We start from the raw sequence: 21092 nt of genomic DNA, 5'->3' as shown, positions 1-21092 counted from the left end.
GGGCCCGGCGTGACAGGATGAGCGACGTGGCGGAGCGGATGATCGTCGTCGGCGGGGACGCCGCCGGCATGTCGGCGGCCTCCCAGGCGCGACGCCGTCGTGACCGCACGGACCTGGAGATCGTCGCCTTCGAGCGGGGTCACTTCACGTCCTACTCGGCCTGCCGCATCCCCTACTGGATCAGCGGCCTGGTGCCGGAACGCGACCAGCTCGTGGCCCGCGCCCCGGAAGCCTTCCGCGACGACTTCGACATCGACGTCCGGATGCGGCACGAGGTCACCGCCATCGACCTCGACCGTCGCGAGGTGGTCGCGCGCGACCTGGACGGCGACCGCGAGGTCCGCGTCGGTTTCGACACCCTGGTATACGCCACCGGCGCCCGACCGGTGCAGCCGGAGTGGGCGCGCGACGACGTGGCCGGCGTCTTCGGCGTGCAGACGCTCGACGACGGCGCCGCACTGCTCGACTGGCTCGAACGCGAGCCCCGGCCCCGGCACGCGGTGGTGGTCGGCGGCGGCTACGTCGGCGTGGAGATGGCCGAGGCGCTGGTGCAGCGCGGGCTCTCGGTGCAGCTGGTCGAGCAGGCCGCGCAGCCGATGTCGACGGTCGACCCGGACATGGGCGAGCTGGTGGCCGAGGCGATGCGGGGCACCGGCATCGGCATCCGCACCGGGATGAAGGTCACCGGCCTGGATGAACGGGACGGGCGGATCGCCGCGGTGGTCACCACCGAGGGACCGATCCCGGCCGACGTCGTGGTGCTGGGTCTGGGCGTACGCCCGAACACCGCGCTCGCCGAGGCCGCCGGCCTGCCGCTCGGCCCGTCCGGCGCGATCCGGGTGGACCGCCGGATGCGGGTGCCCGGCGTGCCCGGCGTCTGGGCGGCCGGCGACTGCGTGGAGAGCCTGCACCGGGTCAGCGGCATGCCGGTGCACGTCCCTCTCGGCACCCACGCCAACAAGCAGGGCCGGGTGGTCGGGATCAACATCGGCGGCGGGTACGCCACCTTCCCCGGCGTGATCGGCACCGCCGTGACGAAGGTGTGCGACCTGGAGGTCGGGCGCACCGGGCTGCGCGAGCAGGACGCGGTCAAGGCCGGCTTCGAGTTCGTCACCGTGCTGGCCGAGTCGACGAACCGGGCCGGCTACTACCCGGGCGCGGAGAAGATGACCGTGAAGCTGATCGCCGAGCGACCCAGCGGGCGGCTGCTCGGAGCGCAGATCGTCGGCCGGTCCGAGGCGGCCAAGCGGATCGACGCGCTCGCCGTGGCGCTCTGGAACGGCATGACGGTGGACGAGATGACCGCGCTCGACCTGGGCTACGCCCCGCCGTACGCCCCGGTCTGGGACCCGGTGCTGATCGCCGCCCGCAAGGCCGTCGACGCCCTGGCCGGCACCGGCCGGTGAGCGTCGGACCTGTCGGGCAGGTCGAACTGCGCACATTCGATGTTCCGGGCGGCGCGGGCGGTCGCCCGGGTTGTCCGCGAGGGCGGACACGACCAGGATGGCCGGATGCGGTGGGAGATCCCGGACGGGCTGCGCTGGGTCGAACGGACCGAGGTCGGCCGGGCCTGGCTGGCGGAGCTGCCCGGTCGGCTGGCGGACTGCGTCGCGCGGTGGGAGCTGACGCTCGGCCCGCCGTTCGCGTACGCGTTCGCGTCACTGGCCCTGCCGGCCGAGCTGCCGGACGGCACGCGGGCGGTGCTGAAGCTCCAGTACCCGGACGACGACAGCGTCCACGAGGCCACCGCGCTGGCGCACTGGGCCGGTCGGGGCGCGATCCGGCTGCTCGCCCACGACGCCGGTCGCCGGGCGCTGCTGGTCGAGCGGTGCGACCCGGGCACGCCGCTGCACACGCTGCCGGTCGACGCCGCGCTCGACGTCGCGGTCGGCCTGCTGCCCCGGCTCGGGGTGCCGGCCGGGCCGCCGTTCACCTCGCTCGCCGAGGAGGCGGCCGGCTGGGCGGAGCGGATGCCGGGGAACTGGCGGCGGGCCAACCGCCCGTACGAGCGGCGGCTGCTGGACGCCGCGCTCGGGCTGTTGGCCGAGCTGGCGCCGGACCAGGGCGAGCAGGTGCTGGTCAACCAGGACCTGCACGCCGGCAACGTGCTGGCCGCCGGCCGCGAGCCGTGGCTGGTCATCGACCCGAAGCCGCTGGTCGGCGAGCGGGAGTTCGCGGTGGTGCCGCTGGTGCGCGGCGCGGAGCTGGGTCACTCCCCGGCGCTGGTGCGGCACCGGCTCGACCGGCTCAGCGCCGAACTGGGCCTGGACCGGGAGCGGGTGCGCGGGTGGGCGGTCGGCCAGACGTTGGCCTGGAGCATCGGCGGCGACCAGGTCTTCCCCGGCCAGGTCGAGACGGTCCGCTGGCTGCTGGGCGAGGGGTGACTCAGCCCGCCTGGCAGGTGGGGCACCAGTAGAGGTTGCGGCCGGCCAGCGTGCCCCGGCGTACCTCGGTACCGCAGACGTGGCAGGGCGCGCCGGGACGGCGGTAGACGTAGACCTCGCCGCCGTGCCGGTCGACGCGGGGCGCCCGGCCCGTCGCCTCCGGCAGGTGCGCGTCGCGCACGGTGTCGATCCGGCCCCGCTCGACCGCGCGGGTCATCAGGGTCACCAGGTCCACCCAGAGGTCCGCCCAACCGGCCGGCGTCAGGTCCCGTCCCGGCAGCAGCGGCGGCAGGGCGGCGCGGAACAGCGCCTCGGTCACGAAGATCAGGCCGGTGCCGGCCACCACGGACTGGTCCAGCAGCAGCGCGGCCAGCGGGGTGGGGCTGCGCCGGATCCGCGCGTACGCCCGGTCCGGGTCGGCGTCGGCGCGCAGCGGGTCGGGGCCGAGCCGCCCGCGCAGCGCCGCCACCTCGGGCGGGGTGAGCAGCTCGCAGGCGGTGGGTCCGCGCAGTTCCAGCCAGTGCCGGTCGCTGCGCAGGCGCAGCCGCACCTGCCCGACCGCCGGCGGTGGCGCCCCCGACCCGTCGGCGAACTTCCCGTACAGCCCGAGGTGCACGTGCAGCGTCAGCTCGCCGGCGTAGTGGTGCAGCAGGTGCTTGCCGTACGCCTCGGTGCCGTCGAGGACGGTGCCGCTGAGGCGGGCGGCGCCCTCGGCGAAGCGCCCCTGCGGGCTGTCGACGTGCACCTTGTCGCCGGCGAACAGCTCGGCGTGCCGGGTGGCGAGGCGGTGGATGGTGTGTCCCTCTGGCACGACCGCCAAGGTTAGCCAGCCGGGTCGGACCCGGCCACGGGACGTCATTGAATCGACGACTGTCGAATGCCAGACTGGTCAAGTTAGCGCCCGGGAGCCGGTGCGAGCCGCTCGATCCGGGGAGGGACGCGCGGGGTGGTGCGCCACCCGGCGCCGGGCAGCCTCTCCCCCACCCGTCCCGCTGGTCGCGCCACGGTGCAGGGCCGCGCCGAGGAGATCGCGCCGCGGGCCGTGACCGTCTCCCGTCCGGCGCCGGCCCGGCCCGGCGCCCGCAGTCCCAGGAGAACCCCATGGTTCGTACGTTCGGCGCGGCCCTGGCCGCCGCACTCGCCCTGACCGGCCTGGCCGCACCGGCCGGCACCCTCCGCTCGCCCGCCCCCACGGCGGCGACGCCCACGCCCGCCCCGACGCTGACCTGCCCACCCGCGCTGCCGGTCAGCGGCCAGGTCACCGGGGCCACCACCAGCAGTCTCACCATCACCTACTGGATGGTGCTCAGCCCACCCTGCGGCTACGACCCCCCGCTGCTCGTCAGCCTCTTCGCCAGCCGCGAGGACGCCACGCAGTGGCGCGATCCGGTGGCCGAGGCCGTCACGGGCCTGGACCGCTCGGGGTCGGTGACCGTCGGCGGGTTGACACCGGGCACCGCCTACTGGTTCCGGTTCGGCGACACCAAGGGCGTGCGGGATCCGTACGTGATCGGCGGGCCGGCGCGGACCCTGTCGTTCTGCGCCGCGACGGCCACGGTCGACAGCAGCTGGGGCGGCGGCTTCGTCGCCACGGTCACCGTGCGCAACAACGGGACCGCGCAGATGTCGGGCTGGCTCACCTCCTGGCGGTGGTCCGGTGACGAACGCGTCCAGTCGGTCTGGGGCGGAGTCGCGGAGGGCGTCGGCCCGGACGTCACGGTCCGCAACGCCTCCTGGAACGGGACGCTGCCCCCGGGCGGCTCGACGACGTTCGGCCTGCTCGTGGCGACCAGCGCGGCGCCCGGCGCCATCACGCCGGACTGCCGCGGGTGACCCGGGGCGCGCGGAGCGGGCGACGGGTGTCGATTTCCGCGCGCCTGGGTACCTCTTCCCTGTCATGCGCGGCCTCCGCGCCTGGATCAGGAGGTGCCATCGTGAAGATCCTGTCCCGCCGGAACCCTCCGGCGTCGAATACCGATGTGAACGGCGACGGCGTGGTGGACGCCCGCGACGGGAACACCGCCGCGGACGCGCCGACCGACCGGCCGGTGGTGACCGACCGGGACGCCACGCAGACCACGTACCGCAGCGGCGCGACCGCCACCGAGGCGGAGCGGGCCGCCGAGGCCGACCGGGTCGCGGACGCCGACCGGGTCGACGTCGCGGAGCGGACCGGCGAGCCGGAGCGGCGGGCGGCGCAGCGGGCCGCCGCGGCGCGCGCGGTGACCCGACGCTCGTCGGGCCCGACCGCGACGCCCGTCGACCCGGACCCCACCAGGGACCGCACCGTCGACCTGGACGGTGACGGGCGTCCCGACCGCCCCGTCGACCCGACCGTGGCCGGCCCCGTGGCCCGCCCCGTCGACACCGACGGCGACGGCCGTCCCGACCGCGAGCCCGACCCGGCGCTGACGAAGAAGCCGCGAGCCAGCCTCCTCGCCACGCTCGGCCTGATCGTCTCCGTGGTCGGCGCGCTGTTCGTGCTCTCCGGCACGCTGGCCGGCTACGGCATCGGGCTGGGCGCGGTCGGCGCGGTGCTGGCCGTCCTGGGGCTGATCGCCACCCGGCGCCGGCACGTGGCCGGGAAGACCGACGCGCTGATCGGCGTGGCGGTCGGCATCGCCGCCGTGGTGCTCGGCGTCGTGGCGATGACCGGCCAGTTCGACTGGCCGACGACCGACGGCGAGTGGGTGGGCCGGCTGCGCGAGTGGCTCGACTCACAGTTTGCCGATCGGTTCTGACGGGCACATTTCCGATCGCCGGCAGCGCCGGCAGCCCGACCAGCTCCGGTGGTTCACCGGCCGGGCACAACCTCTTTCGGGGGCGGCGGTTCGCCGCCCCCGAAGTTGTGTCCGGGGTACGAGCGGCCAGCGTGAGCTGTCGACGCAACGTTCCGTCGTGCCGAGCGGTCCAGACGCAACGATCCGCTGCTCGACGCACGTTATCGCGGTGGATGTCGTCGTACCGGGGCGCATAACGTTGGACCACGGCGCCAGCCCGTGGGCCGACCGTGGCCGGGCGCGCCCGACCCTGGGAGCACGACATGACGATGGACGCCACCCGCCAGCGCTTCCTCATGTGCCGGCCGACGTACTTCGCCGTCGACTACGCGATCAACCCGTGGATGGACCCGACCGCCCCGGTCGACGCCGACCTGGCGATCCGGCAGTGGGAGCAGCTCCGCCGGACCTACCTCGACCTGGGTCACGACGTCGAGCTGATCGACCCGGTCGCCGGGCTGCCGGACATGGTCTTCGCCGCCAACGGCGGCACCGTGATCGACGACAGGGCGATGGCGGTGCAGTTCCGCGACCCGCAGCGCGCCGACGAGGCGCCTGCCTACCGGGCCTGGTTCGAGGCCGCCGGCTTCGAGATGTACGACCCGAAGCACGTCAACGAGGGCGAGGGCGACGTCCTGCTGGTCGGCGACCACCTGCTCGCCGGCACCGGGTTCCGCACCGCGCACGCCTCGCACGCGCAGCTCCAGGAGGTCTTCGGCTATCCGGTGATCACCATGCAGCTGGTGGACCCGCGCTTCTACCACCTGGACACCGCGCTCACCGTGCTCGACGAGCGGACCGTGGCGTACCTGCCGGAGGCGTTCTCCCCGGGCAGCCGGGCGGTGCTGCGCCGGCTCTTCCCGGACGCGATCCACGCCACCATGGCCGACGCCGAGGTGCTGGGCCTGAACGCGGTCAGCGACGGCCGGCACGTGGTGCTGCCCGCGCAGGCCACCGACCTGGCCGCGAAGCTGCGCGACCGGGGCTACGAGACCATCGGGATCGACCTGTCCGAGCTGCGCAAGGCCGGCGGCGGACCGAAGTGCTGCACGTTGCGACTCCGTCAGGGAAAGGCGAGCAAGTGATCATCGACGACATGCTGCGGACTCCGTCCGCGGTCCGGGACGCGGAGCGTCACACGGCGCACAACTACCACCCGCTGCCCGTGGTGATCTCGTCGGCCGAGGGCGCCTGGCTGACCGACGTGGACGGCCGCCGCTACCTGGACTGCCTGGCCGGCTACTCCGCGCTGAACTTCGGCCACCGGCACCCGAAGCTGATCGAGGCCGCGCACGCGCAGCTCGACCGGCTCACGCTGACCAGCCGGGCGTTCATCCACGACCAGTTCGCCGACTTCTGCCGGGAACTCGCCGCGCTCTGCGGCAAGGATCTGGTGCTGCCGATGAACACCGGCGCCGAGGCGGTGGAGACCGGCATCAAGGTCGCCCGCAAGTGGGGCTACCAGGTCAAGGGCGTGGCCCCGGGCCAGGCCAACATCGTGGTGGCGGAGGGCAACTTCCACGGCCGCACCACCACCATCGTCAGCTTCTCCACCGACGAGGACGCGCGGGCCGACTTCGGGCCGTACACGCCGGGCTTCACCGTGGTCCCCTACGGCGACCTGGACGCGCTCACCGCGGCGATCGACGAGAACACGGTGGCCGTGCTGCTGGAGCCGATCCAGGGCGAGCAGGGCGTCGTGGTGCCGCCGGAGGGTTACCTGCCGGGTGTGCGCCAGCTCTGCACCGACCGGAACGTGCTCTTCATCGCCGACGAGATCCAGTCCGGCCTGGGCCGCACCGGCCACACCTTCGCCTGCGAGCACGAGGGCGTCGTCCCGGACATGTACCTGCTGGGCAAGGCGCTCGGCGGCGGCATCGTGCCGGTCTCCGCGGTGGCCGCGAACGCCGACGTGCTCGGCGTGCTCAAGCCGGGCCAGCACGGCTCCACGTTCGGCGGCAACCCGCTGGCCTGCGCGGTCGCCACCGAGGTGGTCCGCCTGCTCGCCACCGGCGAGTTCCAGCGGCGCTCGGCCGAGCTGGGCGAGCGGCTGCGGACCGGTCTGGAGGCGCTGCTCGGCAAGGGCCTCGTCGCCGTGCGCGTCCGCGGCCTCTGGGCCGGCGTCGACATCGACCCGGCGCTGATGAGCGGCCGGGAGGCCTGCGAGCGGCTGATGGAGCGGGGGGTGCTGGCCAAGGACACCCACGGCTCGACCATCCGGCTCGCCCCGCCGCTGGTGATCACCGAGGACGAGATCGACCACGCGGTGGCGCAGCTCGCCGCCGTGCTGGCCGGCTGACGCCGTACGCGACAGGGCGCCGGGACCGCGACGGTCCCGGCGCCCTCGCGTTTTCGCCGGTCAGGGGCGCGGCAGCCGCATCGCCATGGTCGGCGCCTCGGCCATCACCGAGTTCGGGGTGTAGGTCGCGTCGCTGGCCATCTCGCCGGCACGGCCGACCTGCACGCCCGGGTAGAGCTCGATCAGGTCGCCCTCGCCCAGCACCCGGGACTGCTGCGGCGGCAGCGGGATCCGCTCCGTCTCGACCATGGATCCGCCCGGTCGTACGCCGGAGCCGTTCGTGCTGGTGTCGGTGACCACCACCTCGCCGCCCCGACCCAGCGCGAACTGGACGTGGCTGCGGCTGATCCAGCGCCGGGCCTCGTCGTTGAGCCACTGGCCGAGCGTCACCCCGCCCGGTCCGTCCGGCGCCCGCCCGACCGCCACCGGCTCGGTCTCGGTGAGCGCGAAGCGCCGCCGCACCAGCCCGCCGATCCGCACCGCCAGCACCTCGCTGCGCGGACGCGGTCCGCCGTCGGAGAGTCGGGCGCCGTGCCGCGGACACGTCGGCACGCCGGTGCGCAGCGTGGGCGGCGGCTGCTCGGCCGGGGCACGGTCCACCGCGGCCAGGTCGGCGAACGCGCCGCCACCCCCGCCGCCGCCGAACAGGGCGCACCCCGGCTCGGGGCAGCGCCACTGCCGGGAGAGCACCTTGACCCCGGCCGGCGAGCGGCTGCCCGTGGTCGGGTCCTGGCCGCCGCCGACGTGCGCGATGAAGACCGGGCCACCGGCGCCGGGCACCGGGGCGAGCACCCGGCCGGCCTGGCCGAGCCACGGGTAGCGGCCGACGAGCCCGTCCAACCGGGCCCGGGTGAGCACCGGCAGGCCGAGCAGGTCGGCCACCTCCAACATCCGGTCACCGGGCTGGTCGAGCACCTCCACCAGGCCGTCGTCGGCCCAGCGGCGGACCACCATCCGCTCGTTGGAGGTCAGGTCCGCGTCGGACAGCAGCGCCCGGTGCACGATCGCGTAGACCGGGACGCTGTCCTCGCCGATCTGCCGGGACAGGGCGTCGATCACCATGCCGAGCCGCAGCAGGCTGGCCGGCCGGCCACCGTCCAGGTTCTGCCAGCGGATGACCTCGGCCAGGTCGACCACGGCCCGGGCCAGCGAGGGGTCGGTGCAGACCCGCCCCTCGATGGCGTCCAGCACCTTGCTGATCTCGAATCTCATGCCGCGCTCCGCACGATGTCGTCGCCTGACCCGCCCGGGGCGATCCGCCCCGTTGGGCCGCGCGCCACCACCGGGGCGCGCCCTCCACCTGGCGACGACCCTACCGGCCGCTCCCGACGGCGGCCCGGTGCCGCCCGCCCGGAAGGGGCGCACGCCACGGCAGGGGACGTCCCCCCGACGCCCCCTGCCGTGTCTCCCCCCGACTCAGCCCGCCCGCAGTGGGCGGCCCGCGTCGTGCAGGTGCGCCAACGCCTGCCGGTACGACTCGATCAGTCCGGTCTCCGCGTAAGGGATGCCCTGCTCGGCGCAGTACGCCCGGACGAGCGGCCGGGCCCGGCGCAGGTTGGCGCGGGGCATGTTCGGGAACAGGTGGTGCTCGATCTGGTAGTTCAGGCCGCCCAGCGCCAGGTCGACGACGCGGCCACCGCGCACGTTGCGGGACGTGAGCACCTGCTTGCGCAGGTAGTCGAGGTCGTCCTCGGCGGTCGGCATCGGCATGCCCTTGTGGTTGGGGGCGAACGCGCACCCCATGTAGAGGCCCCACAGCCCCTGGTGCACGGCGGCGAAGACCAGCGCCTTGCCCGGGGACATCGCCGCCAGGAGCAGGCCGACGTAACCGACGCCGTGCGCCGCCAGCAGCAGCCCCTCCACCGCCCGGTGCCGCACCGGGACGCGCCACCGGCCGTCCGGCTCCCGGCCGGTCAGCGCCCGGACGCTCGCCACGTGCAGCGCCAACCCTTCCAGCAGCAGCAGCGGGAAGAACAGCCACGCCTGCCGGCGGGCCATCCACCGGCCCAGGCCCCGGGTGGCCCGCGCCTGCTCGTGCGTCCAGACCAGCGCGCCGGCGCCCACGTCCGGGTCCTCGTCGGTGTGGTTCGGGTTGGCGTGGTGCCGGTTGTGCTTGTCCACCCACCAGCCGTAGCTGAGCCCGACCGCCAGGTTGCCGGCGACCAGGCCGGCCACCTCGCTCGGGCCGCGCCGGCGGAACATCTGCCGGTGCCCCGCGTCGTGGCCGAGGAACGCCACCTGGGTGGTGGCCACCGCCATCCCGACCGCCAGCGCCGGCTGCCACCAGGAGTCCCCGACCGCCGCCACCAGCGCCCAGCCGGCCAGGAAGGCGCCCAGGGTGAGGACGATGCGGACGGCGTACCGGCCGGGCCGCCGGTGGAACAGACCCGCCTCGGCGACCCGGCGGGACAGGCGCGCGTAGTCGCTGCCCCGCCGGGTGCCCGGTGCCACCGCCGTCGAAGTGCTCATGCGTGTATCGCCCCCCGGTGCCGCGAGCCGCGCACGCCGCGCGACTCTCCGTCACCAATCCTCCCGACCCGAACACCCAGAGTTAATCCCGCACACCCCCCGATCCCCGGTGGTGCTACCCCCACCCGTCCCGTCGGGGGGTCAGGTCAGGCGGCCGACCAGGGTGCGCAGGCGGGCCAGGTCGCGGCGGCGGCGCTCGTAGGTGGCGGCCAGGGCGATCAGCAGCACGCCACCCAGGCCGAGGAAGATCCAGCGGGGCAGCAGATCCCAGCCCCGGGCCAGCTCGTGCAGCGCCAACGGCACCAGCGTGGCCGCGCCCAGCACGACCGGGGCCTGCCAGCGCCGGACCGCCCCGCCGAGCACGACACCGAGCGCCACCACCCCGAGCGCCAGGCGTCGCCACGGCTGCGGCTCCCCGGACGCCAGCACCGAGACGAGGCTGGGCAGCAACGCCGCGCCGAGTCCCGGGCCGAGCGCCAGCCAACTGGTCAGCCCCGGCCGGTGCCGCAGCGCCACCAGGCCGGCGGCGAGCGCGAGCACCGCCGCCGGCACGGTGTACGCCTCCAGCACCGTCACCCCGCCGGCGCCGAGCAGCAGCCAGCCGCCGAACAGTTCACTTGCGGTCGCGCCGCCCGCCAGCGCCCGCCGCCCGGCCGGCGTCTCGCCCCCACGCAGCACCCGCAGCCCGACGACCGCCCCCCACAGCACGCACACCGCCGCCGCGTGGCGCAGCGTGCCGACGGTGAGCAGCAGCGCGAGCAGCGCCACCGCCTGGGCCGCCGCCTCCAGCGCCGGCGCACCGGCCCGAGCCACCCCGCCGGGCGAGGCGGCCCGCTCCCCCGGCCGGCCACCCGCACCGCCCGCAGGCACCCCGAACGCGCCGCCGCGCAGCGATGGCACCGCGTGCAGGGTCACCGCCGCGACGGCCAGGACCGCGAACCCGGCGGTACGCGGCGGCAGCCCGGCCGCGAGCGACGCGGTGAGCGCGAAGCCGGTGGCCGAGGCGACCGCGCCCAGCCAGCCGGCGAGCCGGACCGCGACCGGGCGCCCCGTCACCCCGACCACGGCGCCGGACACCACCAGCGCGCCCAGCCCGGCGAGCGTCCCGGCGCGGGTGGCCAGCAGGCCACCGAAGCCGGTCGCCACCAGGACCGTCCCCAGTGGCGTCAGCACCGCCGGCAGCGCCGGACGCGGGCCGGTCGACGCGGCGACCAGCAGCGCGCCGAGCCCGGTCCCGAACGCCAGCGCCGGCACCACCGGCCATGGCGCCCCCGCCGCCGACAGCAGCACCGGCAGGGCCACCGCGCCGAACGGCGACGCGGCCAGCGCCGGCAGCCGCCGGCGTCCGCCCGGCGACGCGACCCGGGTGTACCCCGCCGCGGCGACACCCAGGAGCAGCAGCGCCAGCCCGGCCCGGGCCGCCTGCGCCGGCGCCGCCGTGGCGGCAGGCACCCCGGACCAGGGTCGGACCGGCAGGTCCACCAGCACGGCCAGCGCCACCGGCGCGGCGACCAGCAGCGCGAGCCCGGCCAGCGCGAAGCCCACCGTGCGGGGGGCGGGTGCCGGCCGGGCCCCGCCACCGGCGGCCAACGCCAGCAGCGCACCCGCCACGGCGTAGAGCCCCACCGGCTCCGCGCCCGCCCCGACCAGCGGCCCGAGACCGACCGCGGCGAGCGTCACGGCCAGCCCCGCCGAGGCGTACCCGCTCAGGTCGGGCCAGGTGCGGCGGGCCGCCAGGACGGCGAGCACCGGCACCACGACGGCGGCGGTCCCGCCCCGCAGCTGCCACCAGGGCGGCGCGCCCAGGCCGAGCAGCCCGACGACCACCCCGGCCGGTACGGCGACCAGCGCCACGGCCAACGCGACGCCGGCGACGACCGGCTGCGCGCCCCGCCCGCGCCGGCCGAGCGCGGCCACCGTCACGCCGAGCGCGGCCGAGACGGCGAGCACCGCGCCCGCCCCGGCCGGCGCGGCGCAGCCCACCAGCAGCGCGTGCCCGAGCAGCACCGCGCCGGTCGACGCGGCGACGGGGACGACGACCCGGCCCGGGCGCGGGCGGGCCACGGCGGCCAGCAGCAGCGCGGCGGCCGCCACCAGGTCGACCACCAGCACCAGCGGCCACGGCGTCGCGGCCACGGCCGGCACGGCCAGCGCGGTCAGCCCGGCGGCGACCGCCCCCACCAGCGGCCGGGCGGCCCGGGGCGTCAGCAGCGCGACCGCGCCGGCGGTGAGCAGCAAGGCCGGCGGCAGCTGCCAGCCCCAGGACGGGGCCGGCGCGGTCCGGCCGCCCTGCCAGGCCGGGAGGGCGACGGCCGCGCTCGCGGCGGCCACCAGCCCGGTGAGCACGACGGTGACCTGGCCCAGCCCGGCGGTCACCGCGAGCGCGCCCACCCGAGGGCCGGTCCGCAGTCCCGCCGGCAACGCCCGGACCGCTCCGGCCAGTACCGCCACCGCGAGCCCGGCCGCGAGCAACAGCATCCCGGGACGCAGCTCGGCCACCGGCCGCAGCAGCGCGGCCGCGAGCACCGGCACCAGCAGGCCGGCGGCCACCGCCCGCCAGAGCCGCCCGCCGGCCGCGACCGCACCGGCGAGCAGGGCCAGCGCGACCACCAGCAGCGGGCCGCCGGCCAGCAGCGGCGTGCCGGCCGCCCGGCCGAGGGCCAGCGGCACCAGCGCGCAGCCGGCCGCCAGGGCCAACGCCGCGCCGTGCCCGACCCAGCCGAGCACCTCGCCGGCCGGCACCGCCCCGGCGGCCGGTCCCCCACCGGCGCGGGCCCGGCGACGCAGGGCGACCACCACCACGAGGTCGCCCAGCGCCAGCGCGGTCAGCACCAGCGCCCAACCCGCCGCGCCCGGCCGGGCCGCCGCCACGGCCAGCGGCAGCACCGGCTGCGCGGCCAGCCACGCCGCGAACCACGGCCCGGTGAGGCGGCTGAGCCGCCCGTACCCGGCGGCCACCAGCGCACCGGCCGCCGCCACCAGCGCGGCGTACCGGCTGCCCGGCCAGCCGGCCACCCCGAACAGGTTCACCGACCAGGCGGCGTACCCGTCCAGGAGCACCAGGAGCAGACCCACCGCGGCGATCGTCTCGGCGGTGCCGCGCAGCCCGCGTGCCCGGGCCACCAGCGGCGCGGCGAGGGCGACCACGGTGACCGCGAGCAGGATCAGCGCCCGACCCGCCACCCCGAACGCGGCCCACGCGACCGCGGTGAAGACCACCGCGGCGGTGCCGAGCAACAGTCCACCCAGGACGAAGAGCAGGCTCTGCACGGCCCGGGTGGAGGTCTCCGCGCCGCCGGGGCGGGCCGGCGCGACGGGCGGCAGCGGTCGTACCGGCGGCGGTCCGGCGACGGCCGGCGCCGGCGCGGCGACCGGACGCGGCGCGGGGATCTCCAGGCGGATCCGGGCGGCCAGCGCCGCCCTGGTCTGACGGACCGTGGAGAGCCGGCCGGCGAGATCCTGGTACGCGGCCCGGGCCGCCTCGACCCGCGGGGTCAGCGCGGCGATCTCCCGGTCCAGCCGGACCACCTCGGCGGCGGGCGGGTAGGGCGGGCGGCCGCAGCCGCGGCATCCGGCGACGAGGTCGGCCGGGGCGCCGCAACCGGGACAGGGGTAGCCGGTGTTCTCCACCCCGCCAGCTTCGTCGTCCCCGGGGCGGGCGGACAGAGTAGGCGTACCTAGGGACGGGTCTGCTCGCGCACCCAGGCGGTGTAGTCGGGGTTGCCGCTGTCCTCGCGGCTGACCAGGATCTCCGGCACCTCGTACGGGTGGTTGGCGCGGAGCTGGTCGACCAGCGCGTCCACCCGGTCCGGCGCGGTTTTGAACCGCACCGACCACTCGGCGGTGGTCTGGATCGCCGACTGCCACCAGTAGGTGCTGTCCACCGGCCCGCCGACCTGGGCACACGCCGCCAGCCGGCCGGCGACGGCGGCAGCCGCCAGGACGTCCGCCACACCGCGGGCGTCCACCACCGTCGTCACCACGCAGATCTGCTCCACCAGCGCACCCTACGCGGACGACCGCACCGCCGCCGCGAACCGCGCGGAAATCCGGTCAGGCGTCGGCCGTGCCGTCCCGGTTGGCCGCGACCCACCGGTCGATGCGGCCCCACCAGTCGAACAGCCAGTCGACGCGTTCCTGCTTGCCGGCCGGGATCTCCTCCGGTGGGACGGACCAGAACCGCATCACGATCCGCTTGTCCATCGGCAGCTCACGCCACACGTCCGCGACCGTGAGCATCTGGTCGAGCCCGGTGTGCGCCACGAAGATCACCCCGGCGTCCGGCGCGGCGTCGAGCGCGGCGAGCAGCCCGCCCGGCTGCGGCGCGAGCACGTGCTGCATGCGCTCGGCGCGCAGCGCCATCCGCTCCAGGCCGAGCGACCGCAGCCGGGCGATGGCGCGCAGCCGGCGCGACGGGGTGAAGTTGCCGCCCTCGGGAAAGATGACGAAGGCGTCGTCGTCGTCCAGGCCGGTGGCCAGGTGGCCGATCTGCTGGACCGCCGAGTCCCGGCCGTCCGCGCCGGGCGCGATGAAGCGGTTGGGCAGCCGGTTGAGCAGCACGTCGATGGCCGGGTCCCACTGGAGGCTCTCCTTGAGCACGATCCGGGGTTCCCGGTGGAACCAGTTCACCAGCGCGTGGATCAGGATGAACGAGTCGCCGGGCCCGGCGTGCCGGCAGAGCACCAGCTCGGGCCGGCCGGGCAGCGCGGTGTCCGGGTCGGTGCCGACCACGTCGATGCTCAGCCGCAGCGTCCACCGGGCCTGCCAGAACAGCACCCGCAGGAAGCGGCCGGCGACCACGTAGTGGGCCCGTTGGAAGGCCGGCGACCGCTTGTACGCGCCGAAGCCGGAGGCCACCCAGAGCAGGAAGAGGGCGAGCAGCGCGGCGGCGTCCCAGACCAGGTAGACGGCACCGATCCAGAGCAGTCGCAGCGGGCGCAGCCGCCCCGGCACCAGCGGCGACGCGGCCAGCGCCAGCAGCGCCCAGACCGGGAGCGTGGTCACCACGGCGACGGCGAGCAGCACCACGCCGGGTGCGAGCAGCAACCGGCGTAGCCAGCGGGGTGGCAGCGGCATCAACGCTCCAGCGCGGTGTCCAGGTAGCGGCGCGAGGCGGTGTACGCCCGGCTGATCCGCCGCCCCACGGCCGCCATGTCCCGGTACGCCCACGGGCTGTCGTCGCGCGGGTCCAGACCGCCGGTCGGCAGCACGTGCACCGCGACGCCGTCGGGCAGCGCCGCCATCTCGCGGGCGAACCGGTGCCGGCGGGCGATCTCGAACGCGACCTGGGCGATCTCCCAGGGCCGGCGCGGCGGGCTCAGCTCGCGGTCGATCCGGCCCACCTGGAGCACGAAGATCTGCGTCGCGCCGGCGGCCACCGCCTCGCCGACCGGGATCGAGTTGACCACCCCACCGTCGATGTAGTGCTGCCCGGCGATCTGGGTGGGTGGCAGCAGCCCCGGCACCGAGGCGGACGCGAGCACGGCCGGCACCAGCGGGCCCTCACTGAACCAGTGCTCGGCGGCGCGCTCGATGTTCGCGGCGCAGCAGCGGAACGGCACGGCCAGGTCGGCGAACGTGGTGCCCTCGCCCAGCTCGCTCTCCAGCAGGCGGCGCAGCGGGCGGGGCGAGTGCAGGTGGGTGCGCGCGGCGAAGCGGCGCAGCTGCCGGGCGACCGAGTCGCCGTACACCTCGCTGGCCTCCGGGGATGCCCAGAGGCGGACCAGCCGGTCGGTCACCGCCTCGGTCGGGTCGGCGGCCACCAGCGCGCCGTTGACCGCGCCGATCGAGGTGCCGAGCACCAGGTCGGGTCGGATTCGGTGGCGGAACAGGGCCCGCAGCATGCCCACCTCGACGGCGCCGAGCACTCCCCCGCCGCCGAGCACGAACGCCACCGGACCACCTGCCATGCCGTTCATCCTGGCACGCGGCCCACAGCCCGGCCCGTCGGTGGCGGCGGGGCCGACCACGGTCGTCACGGACGGTCAGCGGCGGCGCGCGGGCCGCGATCCGGGATCGGACGGCCGTTGACAGGTCGGACACATTCCCGCAACCTGGTAGCGCTCCCGAGCCCAGGCAGGTGCGAGGTGATGGCGACACTGCAGGCCGGCCGTCTGCTGGCCCGGCGGTACCGGCTCATCGACCGGATCGGCGCCGGCGGCATGTCGGTGATCTGGCGCGCCCGCGACGAGGTGCTCGACCGGGTGGTCGCGGTCAAGGTCCTCGCCCCCTCGCTCGCCGCGGACGCCCGGTTCCGGGACATGGTGCGCGAGGAGGCCCGCTCCGCCGCCCAGCTCGACCACCCGCACGTCACCGCCGTGCACGACTACGGCGAGACGGTGGCCCCGGACGGCTCGATCACCTCGTTCGTGGTGATGGAGCTGCTCAGCGGCGAGGAGCTGGAGCACCGGCTGACCGAGGGGCCGTTGCCCTGGCCGACGGCGGTGGAGACGGGCGCCCAGGTGGCCGAGGCGCTCGCCGCGGCGCACCGGCTCGGCATCGTGCACCGGGACGTCACCCCGGCGAACGTGATGATGACCGGCAACGGCGCCAAGGTGCTCGACTTCGGCATCGCCACCCGGGTCGGCGCGCCGGACGAGGACGAGGACGGCGGCACGTTCGGCACCCCGGCGTACGTGGCGCCGGAGCGGCTGGACGGCGCCCCGGCCCAGCCGGCCACCGACGTCTACTCGCTGGGCGTGCTGCTGTTCGAGACGCTGACCGGCCAGCCGCCGTACCCGGCGGACACCTGGGAGCAGCTGAGCGCCGCGCTGGCGGACAGCCCGGCGCCCACCCTGGACGGCGTGCCGGGGCTGCCCCGGCCGGTCGCGGAGATCTGCCTGCGCTGCCTGGACCGGGACCCGCGCCGCCGGCCGACCGCGCACCGGGTGGCGGCCGTGCTCCGCGACCAGCTGCTGCCCGCCGACCCGCAGGCCGCCACCATGCTGGCACCGACGATGACCCTGCCCGCGCTGCCCGCTCCCCCGCACGCGACGACGGCGACCGCGGCGACGCCGGGTCCCGCGCCGGACCGGCGACGCGCGCTCGCGTGGGCGGGGGCCGGCGTGGCGGTGGTCGCCGCCGCCGCGCTGCTGGTGCCCGCGCTCACCCCGGACCGGCCGAGCCAGCCCGGGGTGCTGCCGACCACCGCGCCGGTGCGGGTGCCGTCCACCGCGCCGGAGGAGACGGCCGGCACCCCGTCCACCGAGCCGACGCCGCCGGCCGCCACCGTCGGGCCGACCGCTCCGGCCGCCGACCCGGCCGACGCGGCCGAACGGGTCGACGGGCTGATCGCGGCCGGGCTGGCGGAGGGGCAGATCCGCGACGACGTCGGCGTCGACCTGCGCAACCTGCTGCGCAACGCGATCGCCGCCGACGAGGGCGAGGTGACCGCCGCCGTGGACCGGCTCCGCGGCAAGATCGCCGAGCGCCGGCGTGAGGGCAGCATCAGTCCCGGGTACGCGCGGCAGCTCGACGCCGCCGCCGCGCGGCTGTTGGCCGGGCCGACCTGACCGGTCAGCCGGCGACGACCGGGGTGACCGCGCGCGGGCGGTCCGTGGTGGCCCGCGCGGCCAGGAAGCCCCGGTACACCGCCTCGTGGTCGGCGGCCATCCGTTCCACCGAGAAGTTCTCCGCGACGTGCGCGATGCAGTCCGCCGGGTCCAAGTCGGCTGCCGCCCGCAGGGCCGCCGGCAGCTCGTCGGCGTGGTCGCAGACCAGCCCGGTGACGCCCGGTCGGACCAGTTCCGGCACCGCGCCCCGGCCCAGCGCGACCACCGGCGTACCGGTCGCCATCGCCTCCACCATCACCATGCCGAACGGCTCCGCCCACTGGATCGGCATGATCAGGCAGCGGGCGTCGAGCAGCAGCCGGAGCGTGGCCTCGCGCTCCGCGTTCACCACCAGCGTGACGTCGGAGTCCAGCATCGGCTCGACCACCTGTTCCAGGTAGCGACGCTCGGCCGGCTCGTGGCACTTGCCGGCCAGGGTGAGCGGCAGCCCGGCCGCGCGGCAGGCCCGGATCGCCACGTCCGGGCCCTTGTCCGGGCTGAACCGGGCGAGCCAGAGCACCGGCCCGGCCCCCGGCGACCGCTTGCGCGGGATGTCCCGCAGCGGCATCGCGTTGTGCACCGTGCCGACCCACGGCAGGCCCGGGTTGGCCCGACGCTGGGCGTGCGAGATCGCGATCAGGCCCACGCCCCGGTCGGTGTTGCTGAGCACCGTGCCGTACTCGCCGACCGGGTTGCCGTGCACCGTGGCCACGGTGGGGACGCGGCGGCGGCCGGCCACCATCGGGCCGATGGTGGTGTGGTCGTGCACCAGGTCGAAGTCGGCCGGGTCCACCAGGCGGTCGACGTGGGCCAGGTGGGCCAGCTCGGGCAGCGACTCGCCGAGCCGGTCGTACTGCAACTCCGCGCAGGTGGAGACGAAACGGGCGTTCGTGCCGTGCTCCGTGCCCGCGCCGAACAACGTCACCGCGTGCCCCCGGTCGATCAGCGCGTCGACCAGCCCGGCCACCAGCGTCTCCAGCCCGCCGTACCCGGGCGGCGGCACCGAGAGCCACGGCGGCACCACCATCGCGATCCGGAGAGGTCCGGTCCACGCGCGGTCCGGCTGGTTCACGGCCACGAGCCCTCCCCGTTGGTCCCCGGCGTACCCGATCGGCGGCGGGTTCCCGACCCGACCGGCGCTAAACGGCGGCGCGGCCGGCCATCGGCCGACGTCGACGGCGGGCGGTCGACGTTCAGTCGGTCACCACGATCCCGACGTGCACCTCCCGTACGCCGGGCAGGGCCCAGGCCGCCCGTTCCGCCTCCTCCCGCTGCCACCAGGCGCGCACCACGCCGGCGAGCACCACGGTGTCGCCCTCGACCCGGGCGTCGACGCGTTCGGTCCCGGTGCGCCGGACGAGCAGGCGGCGCAGGTCACGGCGGTTCTGCTCGTCGCTGGGCGGAGTCGGCGGGCGCACCTCGACCAGGTTGGTCACCCCGCGTACGCCCCGCAGCCGGCGCAGCTCGCGTTCGGCGGTCCGACGCTGGAAGCCGTACTCCACCTCGCCGCGGAGCATGACCCAGCCGTCGGCGACGGTCACGTCCAGCCGCTCGGCCGGCACGAAGCTGTCCCACTCCAGCGCCCGGCTGGCCGCGATCGCGATGTCGGCGTCGGTACGCCGGTCCGCCACGGGCAGGTCGACGTCGAGCTCGCTGGCGACGGCACGCACCCCGCGTACCCGGTGCGCGCAGCGCTCGGCCGCCCAGCGCCGGGCGTAGCTGTCCACCTGGCCGGTGAGCGTGACCACGCCCTCGGCGACGGTCACGCCGATCTCGGTGGGCCGGGTCTGCGCGTCCCAGTCCAGCTCGGCGAGGACGTCCCGCTGGATCTCCTGGTCGGTGCGCGCGGCGACGGTGGTGGTCATGCCCCGAGGGTGCCGCCGGTGGGGGTGAGCCCGGGTCACCCGGACCGGGTGAGGCACGAAAAAGGGCGGCGGGTGACGGAGCCAACCCCCTTGGCTCCGTCACCCGCCGCCCGGGAGGGAGGCAGGTGTTACGGACTATGACGTCTCGGCGAGCGTCACGGTTGCCGTCTCGGCCGATCCGTTTCGCTTGTACTGGACCTCGACCCGGTCACCGACCTTGCCGGCCTGCACGGCGCCGACCAGATCGTTGGAGTCGTTGACCACCGTGTCGCCGAACTTGGTGATCACGTCGCCCCGCTGGAGCCCCGCCTTCTCGGCGGCGCTGCCGGGCGTGACGGCGGCGACCAGGGCGCCGCCGTCCTCGGCGGCGTTCACGCTGACCCCGAGCGAGGGGTGGCTGACCTTCTCGCCCCGCTGGAGCTTCTCGGCCACGTCCTTGGCCTTGTTGCTCGGGATGGCGAAGCCGACGCCGATGTTGCCGTTGCTGCCCTGCCCGGCGGTGGCGATCGCGGTGTTGATCCCGATCACCTCGCCCCGGGTGTTGACCAGCGCGCCGCCGGAGTTGCCCGGGTTGATCGGCGCGTCGGTCTGCAGCAGCCCGGAGATCGAGCTGGCGCCCTGCTGCGGGTTCTGCTGCTGGCCGCCCTCACCTGCGGCGATGGTGCGGTCGCGGGCGCTCAGGATGCCGGCGGTCACCGAGCCCTGGAGGCCGAGCGGGCTGCCCAGGGCGAGCACCTGGTCGCCGACCTGCATGGCGTCGCTGTCGCCGAACTTCGCCGCCTTCAGGTTGCTCACGCCGCTGGCCTGGACCACCGCGAGGTCGGTCTTCGGGTCGGTCCCGACGATCTTCGCCGAGGCGGTCTTGCCGTCGGCGAAGACCACCTTGACGGTGTCCCCGCCGGCGGAGGCGACCACGTGGTTGTTGGTCAGCACGTACCCGTCGGCGCTGAGGATCACCCCGGAGCCCTCACCGCTGTTCGTCATGATCGTGACGATGCTGTCCTGGACCGCAGCCGCGATCTTGGGCAGGTCGGCGCTGTTGATCACCGGGGCGGCGGAGTAGGTGCGGGTGACGCCGCCGCCGTCGTCGAGCGCGAGGGCCAGCGCGCCGCCGGCCACGCCCGAACCGAGCATCAGGGCCAGCGCCAGCGCGCCCGCGCCGACGAACTTGCCGGCCCGGCTCGGCCGCGCCGGCTGCTGCGGGCCCCACGGCGGGACCGGCTGCCCGGCCTGGTGCGGGTACTGCTGGTGCGGCTGGGCCTGGTAGGTCGGCACCGGGCCGGCGGAGTGCGGCGACGACGGGTAGCCGGCGCCGCCCTGCTGCGCCCAACCGCCCTGGTGCTGGCCCCCGTACCACGGGTAGGTCTGCTGCGACTGCCCGGAGACCGGGTACGGCGGGGCGGACGGCGTCGCGGTGGACGGCCCGTACGGGTGGCCCGGCGAGCCGGCGTGGGCAGGCTGCCCGCCGTGGGCGGCCGGGTCGGCCTGGACACCGGAGGCGACCGGCGCGTCCGGGCCGGGCCGGGTCGCCCACCCCGACGGAGTCGGCGTGTCGGGAGAGCCGGCGTGGGCGACGGTTCCGGCGGCCGGGGAGTCGGCCGGAACCGGCGCGGCGGCCGGGGTAGTGGTGGTGGAGTCCGACGTCCCGCTCTCGACGCGGGGCAGCTCGGCGGTGTGGTGCGACGGCTCGGCGTCGGCGGGGGCCGGCGACCGCTGCGGATCGGTCTCGTGCTCGGTCATGACAC

At 76.1% G+C, this 21092-nt stretch carries 17 protein-coding genes; 7 read left to right on the top strand and 10 right to left on the bottom strand.

The features are described from left to right. The first annotated feature begins 26 nt into the window (after window positions 1-26). Complete coding sequence (locus GA0070622_RS07895) at window positions 27-1406, top strand: FAD-dependent oxidoreductase (RefSeq protein ID WP_091576999.1); 1380 nt, start codon at window positions 27-29, stop codon at window positions 1404-1406. Window positions 1407-1511: 105 nt separating this feature from the next. Next, a complete protein-coding gene (locus GA0070622_RS07890) occupies window positions 1512-2384 on the top strand; it encodes an aminoglycoside phosphotransferase family protein (RefSeq protein ID WP_091576996.1) in 873 nt (290 codons plus the stop codon). A 1-nt stretch (window position 2385) separates the two neighbouring features. On the opposite strand, the gene GA0070622_RS07885 is transcribed toward GA0070622_RS07890, so the two are convergent. Beyond that, window positions 2386-3195: an Fpg/Nei family DNA glycosylase gene (locus GA0070622_RS07885; RefSeq protein ID WP_091576994.1), complete on the bottom strand. Its 810-nt coding sequence runs from the start codon at window positions 3193-3195 to the stop codon at window positions 2386-2388. Window positions 3196-3485: 290 nt separating this feature from the next. On the opposite strand from GA0070622_RS07885, the gene GA0070622_RS07880 reads away from it, so the two are divergent. The 4 genes from GA0070622_RS07880 to rocD all read left to right on the top strand — a co-directional run bounded on the left by GA0070622_RS07880 (window position 3486) and on the right by rocD (window position 7463). Beyond that, complete coding sequence (locus GA0070622_RS07880; RefSeq protein ID WP_091571056.1) at window positions 3486-4217, top strand: cellulose binding domain-containing protein; 732 nt, start codon at window positions 3486-3488, stop codon at window positions 4215-4217. A gap of 146 nt (window positions 4218-4363) precedes the next feature. Then, a complete protein-coding gene (locus GA0070622_RS07875; protein WP_245666147.1) occupies window positions 4364-5125 on the top strand; it encodes a DMT family transporter in 762 nt (253 codons plus the stop codon). A gap of 308 nt (window positions 5126-5433) precedes the next feature. Next, window positions 5434-6249 (top strand): dimethylargininase, encoded by an 816-nt coding sequence (ddaH, locus tag GA0070622_RS07870; RefSeq protein ID WP_172968071.1) that lies wholly within the window; start codon window positions 5434-5436, stop codon window positions 6247-6249. Then, on the top strand, window positions 6249-7463 hold the full coding sequence (rocD, locus tag GA0070622_RS07865; RefSeq protein ID WP_176710536.1) for an ornithine--oxo-acid transaminase: 1215 nt from the start codon (window positions 6249-6251) through the stop codon (window positions 7461-7463). Before ddaH ends, rocD begins: the two co-directional genes overlap by 1 nt. Window positions 7464-7523: 60 nt before the next feature. Here the strand turns inward: rocD and GA0070622_RS07860 are convergent, their stop codons facing one another. From GA0070622_RS07860 to GA0070622_RS07835, 6 genes are all read right to left on the bottom strand, one after another. After that, window positions 7524-8675 carry an FHA domain-containing protein gene (locus tag GA0070622_RS07860; RefSeq protein WP_091571044.1) on the bottom strand — a complete coding sequence of 384 codons (1152 nt, stop codon included), beginning with the start codon at window positions 8673-8675 and terminating at the stop codon, window positions 7524-7526. A gap of 204 nt (window positions 8676-8879) precedes the next feature. Then, entirely contained in the window at window positions 8880-9932 is a 1053-nt protein-coding gene (locus GA0070622_RS07855; protein ID WP_091571034.1) for a fatty acid desaturase family protein, read from the bottom strand. A gap of 141 nt (window positions 9933-10073) precedes the next feature. After that, entirely contained in the window at window positions 10074-13562 is a 3489-nt protein-coding gene (locus tag GA0070622_RS07850) for an SCO7613 C-terminal domain-containing membrane protein (protein WP_091571030.1), read from the bottom strand. Window positions 13563-13609: 47 nt separating this feature from the next. Then, window positions 13610-13930 (bottom strand): divalent-cation tolerance protein CutA, encoded by a 321-nt coding sequence (gene cutA, locus GA0070622_RS07845; protein WP_091571025.1) that lies wholly within the window; start codon window positions 13928-13930, stop codon window positions 13610-13612. Window positions 13931-13985: 55 nt separating this feature from the next. Next, complete coding sequence (locus GA0070622_RS07840) at window positions 13986-15008, bottom strand: 1-acyl-sn-glycerol-3-phosphate acyltransferase (protein WP_091571022.1); 1023 nt, start codon at window positions 15006-15008, stop codon at window positions 13986-13988. After that, window positions 15008-15841, bottom strand: a complete 834-nt coding sequence (locus GA0070622_RS07835; RefSeq protein ID WP_091571019.1) for a patatin-like phospholipase family protein — start codon at window positions 15839-15841, stop codon at window positions 15008-15010. Before GA0070622_RS07835 ends, GA0070622_RS07840 begins: the two co-directional genes overlap by 1 nt. 180 nt (window positions 15842-16021) lie before the next feature. Here GA0070622_RS07835 and GA0070622_RS07830 point away from each other — a divergent pair, with 180 nt between their 5' ends. Beyond that, window positions 16022-17443 carry a serine/threonine-protein kinase gene (locus GA0070622_RS07830; protein WP_091571016.1) on the top strand — a complete coding sequence of 474 codons (1422 nt, stop codon included), beginning with the start codon at window positions 16022-16024 and terminating at the stop codon, window positions 17441-17443. Window positions 17444-17447: 4 nt separating this feature from the next. Here GA0070622_RS07830 and GA0070622_RS07825 read toward each other — a convergent pair whose 3' ends face one another. The 3 genes from GA0070622_RS07825 to GA0070622_RS07815 all read right to left on the bottom strand — a co-directional run bounded on the left by GA0070622_RS07825 (window position 17448) and on the right by GA0070622_RS07815 (window position 21087). Continuing rightward, window positions 17448-18509, bottom strand: a complete 1062-nt coding sequence (locus tag GA0070622_RS07825) for a glycosyltransferase family 4 protein (protein ID WP_176710535.1) — start codon at window positions 18507-18509, stop codon at window positions 17448-17450. A gap of 166 nt (window positions 18510-18675) precedes the next feature. Next, the gene (locus GA0070622_RS07820) at window positions 18676-19347 is read right to left on the bottom strand and encodes a BON domain-containing protein (protein ID WP_091571008.1); all 672 of its coding nucleotides are present in this window, start codon (window positions 19345-19347) and stop codon (window positions 18676-18678) included. Between the two features lie 135 nt (window positions 19348-19482). Next, a complete protein-coding gene (locus GA0070622_RS07815; protein ID WP_091571005.1) occupies window positions 19483-21087 on the bottom strand; it encodes a S1C family serine protease in 1605 nt (534 codons plus the stop codon). Window positions 21088-21092 lie beyond the last annotated feature (5 nt).

Source organism: Micromonospora sediminicola (assembly GCF_900089585.1).
In the GTDB taxonomy this organism is placed as follows: Bacteria; Actinomycetota; Actinomycetes; order Mycobacteriales; family Micromonosporaceae; genus Micromonospora; species Micromonospora sediminicola.
The sequence above is the reverse complement of the archived record's forward strand: the minus strand, read 5'-3'. Positions and strand labels throughout refer to the sequence as shown.